Annotated in this window: 5 protein-coding genes; 2 read left to right on the forward strand and 3 right to left on the reverse strand. The window is 61.0% G+C overall.

Translation table 11 applies throughout. The features are described from left to right. The 3 genes from PHD22_RS16175 to PHD22_RS16185 form a co-directional block, all read right to left on the reverse strand. Positions 1-768: sulfate ABC transporter substrate-binding protein (locus PHD22_RS16175; RefSeq protein ID WP_299869239.1), on the reverse strand; the 768-nt coding region annotated here is incomplete at its 3' end. Positions 769-919: 151 nt separating this feature from the next. After that, a complete protein-coding gene (locus PHD22_RS16180; protein ID WP_299869242.1) occupies positions 920-2,404 on the reverse strand; it encodes an MBL fold metallo-hydrolase in 1,485 nt (494 codons plus the stop codon). 272 nt (positions 2,405-2,676) lie between these two features. Then, a complete protein-coding gene (locus PHD22_RS16185) occupies positions 2,677-2,985 on the reverse strand; it encodes a DUF2325 domain-containing protein (RefSeq protein WP_299869245.1) in 309 nt (102 codons plus the stop codon). Positions 2,986-3,340: 355 nt separating this feature from the next. On the opposite strand from PHD22_RS16185, the gene PHD22_RS16190 reads away from it, so the two are divergent. Next, positions 3,341-4,366, forward strand: a complete 1,026-nt coding sequence (locus PHD22_RS16190) for an ABC transporter substrate-binding protein (RefSeq protein ID WP_299869248.1) — start codon at positions 3,341-3,343, stop codon at positions 4,364-4,366. Continuing rightward, on the forward strand, positions 4,366-4,990 hold a 625-nt coding region (locus PHD22_RS16195), incomplete at its 3' end, for an ATP-binding cassette domain-containing protein (protein ID WP_299869250.1). The genes PHD22_RS16190 and PHD22_RS16195, both read left to right, overlap by 1 nt.

The raw sequence follows: 4,990 nt of genomic DNA on the forward strand, positions 1-4,990 counted from the left end.
GGCCACCACCTTGTCCACCACCGAAACGGGGGGCTCGGCGAGGATCGAAACCGACGGGGTCACGATGTCGAACTTGTCCGGACCCAGCTCCTTGGTGGCCAGATAGGCTTCGTTTTCCCAGGAGATCAGCACGTCCCCGATGCCCCGTTCGGCAAAGGAGGTCAGGGAGCCGCGGGCGCCGGAATCGAGCACTTTCACGTTACCGTAGATCTTCTTGACCAGTTCCTTGGCAGTGCCTTCGTTACCGCCCGGCTGCTTGAGGGCGTAGCCCCAGGCGGCCAGGTAGTTCCAGCGCGCGCCGCCGGAGGTCTTCGGGTTCGGCGTCACCACCTCGACGCCCGGCTTGGCCAGATCGTTCCAGTCCTTGATCTTTTTCGGGTTGCCCTTGCGCACCAGGAACACGATGGTCGAGGTGTAAGGCGAGGCGTTGTGGGGCAGGCGCTTCTGCCAGTCCGCCGGAATCCACTTGCCGTTGTCGTGGAGGGCATCCACGTCGGCGGCCAGGGCCAGGGTCACCACGTCAGCCTCAAGGCCATCAATCACGGAGCGGGCCTGCTTGCCCGAACCACCATGAGATTGCTTGATGGTCACGGTTTCATTGGTCTTGGCCTTCCAGTGCTTGGCAAAGGCCGCATTGAAATCCTGATAGAGCTCACGAGTCGGATCGTAAGACACGTTGAGCAGGCTGACCTGAGCCTGGGCGACACTGGACAAGCCCAGCACCAGGGCAATCGACAGCAGGGAACGGCGGGCAAAGCGGGCTTTCATGAGTTTTTTTCCTGTGGGTAAAATGATGTGTTGATGGTTGAAGTCTAGAGATGCAGCAGCGGAGCACGAACCAAGAAAAACTTTTATCCTTATTCCGAAGCGGGCGATTTGCTTTTCCACTTTCGTGAGGTTCGTGAAAATCCCGGCGGCATCACGGTGCACTGGCTGGCTCGCCAATGGCCGTGCGCAGATCCGCGAGGGTGACGACCCGGGGACCGTGCAAGGCAGCAATCCGCTCCACGTTCAGTCCCAGCCTGAGGATGTTGTCGTGGAGATTGACCGAGAACGGATTGGGCCGGGCCGGAGGCGGCACGCTGGCGGCAGTCGGGGTGTAGGCATCGCCTTCCACAAGGATTTTTTCTGCCGGCAGATAGACCAGCGCAAAGGCATCGCTGTGGCCACTCCCCACGATGCTGTGCACCTCGATGCTGCGCTGACCGTCAGACAGAACCTGCTTGCCATCAATACCGATGAAAGCCGGCTTCCTGCCCTTGCCGGCCAGGAGGTCAGGCTTGAGCGTGCGGGGAGCAGACCAGGCCTGGCGGTAATAGGGAATATTGGCTTGCGGAGTGACGATGGTGGCGCCCTCGGCCACGAAGGTACGCAGCCCACCGGAGTGATCGAAATGGGCGTGGGTATTCACCAGATAGCGGATCGGCTTGCCAGGGGCAATTTCCCTGGCCTTGGCGATCACGGCCAGGGAGCGCTCCTCATCAAGGGGCGCCTCCACGATGACCAGATGATCCTTTTGTTCGATCAGGACACTGTGATGGCTGCCACCGGTGAGATAAAAGACCCCATCCGCCAGCGGATCGGCCTTGACCAGCAGGGGCGCCCGGACGGCATTGGCGATTTCGGACGGCACGCTAATCGCCGCTCCGGCATTGAACCGGACCTCACTGACCTGCAGATCCAGAACCGGGTGCCCGCCCTGAATGCGTTCTATCCGGGTCGGAAAGGGTCTGCCCTCAAAGGTCTGATACTTGGAGAAACGGGTTTCCACCAGGGTGTCGCCAAGCACCGGGTTGTCAATCCAGGTCCTCACCCGCTCGACCTCATGGCGGGAATTGATGTGACCAACGAAACGATAGCGTCCGTCGAGCTTGAAGCGGATCTCCCTGCCACCCCCCTTGAGCGCTTTCGACCTTGCCTTGTGGGCCGCCGCCGCACGCAGGAAGCCCTGGGGCGTAGCCCAGATCTCCGCGGCCCGCTCACGTGCCGCAGCACTCTGGGGAACAGCGGCTGGCGCACCACCGCCGGCAGACGCTGAAGCCGTGGGCAGGTTCCAGGCCAGAGGGCCCGCCACGTATTGATCCACCCGCTGCTCCACCGGCACAGGCCTCAGCCGCCCCGCTTCAACAGCCTGAATACGCTGGATCTGTACCCGTGCGGCAGCCCTCTCGTAATCAATATCGGCGGTATAGCGCTTCAATTCGAAGCGCGGCCAGGGCAGGCTCGGATCGGGCGCCTGCCCAAACTGGAACGTGTTGCCGCTACCCGCAATCTGGACGCTCCGGGTGTCAGCACTGCCCAGGTTACGGATGGCAGACTCGAGGGTCTGGGCGCTGGCAGAACCCACTGCCAGCAAGGAAAGGGTGGTGGTGAGACCGAGCCAGGGGCGAAGGGACAAATGCATGGGATCTCCGGGAATAGGACTGACCCGGTTGAATCAGTCTGCTCCCGGAAACCTCCGCAAAATCCGTACCCACTTTGAATCTGCTCCGCCAGGGAACGCAACTCCCTGATTGCTCAGGAAATCCAGCCCTCCAGGCAAATCCGCGGGGACAGACGGCCATCAGGCCGGTGCTGCCTGACCAACAAGGATTGTTCAGTCCATTGCACCGGAGCAGACACATCGGAAAGAACACTTTCCGGACGCAGGCATTTCAGGCGAATGGCCTGCGGCACTCATTGAAGCAGAAACTCCTGCCCGAGCCTGTCCAGGCGGGCACGCACTTCAGTGGCGGAATGACGACAGAACACCATCGGAATTCCAAGCTCCTCGGCCTGCTTGCGCACATTGCGCATCAACATGTGGCTGGCCCGATCACACATGAACACCACCAGTCCGGTGCGGTGGGACAACTGGCGCCGACTCTCGGACGCCTTGCGGCCCGTCCAGTGATCAATACCCTTGATCCCGAACTGATCCGCCACCCGAAGAATCTCGTTGCGGACAGCCTCAATGCGATCCGCCCCAACAATCACTGCCTGCATGGTGAACACTCCTTTCTGACGTGCCTTCCGCACGAATGAAGACCCAGTGTGGAGGGTTGAGCAGGCACCGGGAAGCAAGAATTAGTGCTAAGCAATTCATGCCATGGGTTTGAGCAGCCGCCCCTCTCCCAGGCACCCCGGAAAACCGAAGGAGGATATGAAGGGAAAATAAGAAAACAAATAAAAAAGAATATTTTTCATATCCTTCCATAAAAAATACTGCTGCCATAGCAATTCCGGAAAAATCTTTTGTCATACTCCGTTTTTTTGATAAGCAATACAGAAAATAATCGTTTGGTCCAGCCGGGGCATTTGGCAAACTTGGCTCATTCCCATTTCTCAGGACGTCAACCTCATGCAACGCACATTCGCCCTCAAAACCTTTGTCGCTGCCATTGCTTTTGCCGGCACCCTGGGTAGCGCCTTTGCCGAACAGCTCAAGGTTGGCCATATCCCGGCCACCGGGCACGCCAAATTCTTCGTGGCCAAGGAGCAGGGCATCTTCGCCAAGGAAGGCCTGGATGTGGAACTGATCGAGTTCCAGAACTCCGCCGATGGCCTGAATGCGGTGATCGCCGGCAAGCTCGATATCGGCGCCTTCGGCACCACCGGGCCGATTGCCCATCTCTCCAAGGGCACCAAGCTCAAGATCATCGGCGGCATCATGGGCGGCGACGCAGCGCTGGTGGCCAGCCAGGCCAATGCCGGCAAGATCAAGGGGATCGCCGACCTCAAGGGCAAGAAGGTCGCCACGGTGCGCATGGCCTCCGGTGACGCGGTGCTCCGCGGCGCCCTCAAGGACAAGGGCCTCAACTGGAAGACCGACCTGCAGATCTTCGAACTGAAGAATCCCTCTGCGGTGATCGAAGCGGTCAAGTCCGGCCAGGTGGATGTGGGCCTGGTGTGGGGCCCCCACGACCTGCGCGCCGAGGACCAGGGCCTGAAGGTGGTGATCCACTCCACCGACCTGCAGCGCGGCCACCCCTGCTGCCGTCTGGTGATCACCGAGGCCAGCGCCGCCAGGAGCCCGGCCACGTGGGAGAAGTTCATCCGCGCGATCCTGAAGGCCGAACGCTTCACCGTCGAAAACAAGAAGGAGACCATCGAGTCGATCGCCAAGTACGTCAAGCTCGACCAGCAGCTCCTGTGGCGCGGCTATTACTCCGAGTACCTGGACCAGTCCACCGACCCGGATGCCAAGGGCGTGAAGCATTTTGCCGATGTGATGGTGAATAGCGAATTCATTACCAAGGCGCCCGATCTGTCCACCAGCATCGATGTCGCCCTGTATGAAAAGGTGCTGAACCAGCTCGTCAAGGAGAATCCCAACGACGCCTACTGGAAGAAGCTCCAGAAGGACTTCAAGCGGAAGAATGCCTGATGGCGGCAGAATTGAAGCTGGCGGGGGTCGGGTTCTCTTACGAGGAGACGACACCCATCCTGGAAAGGATTGACCTCACGGTGCCGGCCGGGCAGTTCGTCTGCCTGCTCGGCTCCAGCGGATCGGGCAAATCCACCCTGCTGCGGCTGCTGGCCGGGTTGCAGTTTCCCGACCAGGGCGCGCTTTTCTGGAACGGCCAGCCCATCACCGGACCCGGCCTGGACCGGGGGGTGGTGTTCCAGGATTACGCCCTGTTTCCCTGGATGACGGTGGTGGACAACATTGCGATTGCCATTGGCAAGGCCCGGCCGGGCACCCGCAAGGCCGAGTGCCGCACTCAGGCCTCGCGCTACCTGGCCCAGGTGGGGCTGGAGTCGGCCGTCGGCCAGTATCCCTTCGAGCTGTCGGGGGGCATGCGCCAGCGGGCCGCAATTGCCCGGGCCCTGGCCCTGCGCTCTCCGGTGCTGCTGATGGACGAGCCCTTCGGGGCCCTCGACCCCACCAACCGGGCCCGCCTGCAGGACCTCCTCATCACGGCATGGGAGACCGAGACACCCAAGAAGACCATCGTCTTCGTGACCCATGACATTGATGAGGCCCTGTACCTGGGGGACCCGGTGGTCG

Origin of the sequence: Zoogloea sp., assembly GCF_028693495.1 — a bacterium.
Lineage (GTDB): Bacteria > Pseudomonadota > Gammaproteobacteria > Burkholderiales > Rhodocyclaceae > Zoogloea.

Excerpts from the sequence above, each read along its gene's own strand:
- PHD22_RS16180 (WP_299869242.1), bottom strand. The coding sequence starts at position 2,404 with ATGCATTTGTCCCTTCGCCCCTGGCTCGGTCTCACCACCACCCTTTCC.
- PHD22_RS16185 (WP_299869245.1), bottom strand. The coding sequence starts at position 2,985 with ATGCAGGCAGTGATTGTTGGGGCGGATCGCATTGAGGCTGTCCGCAAC.
- PHD22_RS16190 (WP_299869248.1), top strand. The coding sequence starts at position 3,341 with ATGCAACGCACATTCGCCCTCAAAACCTTTGTCGCTGCCATTGCTTTT.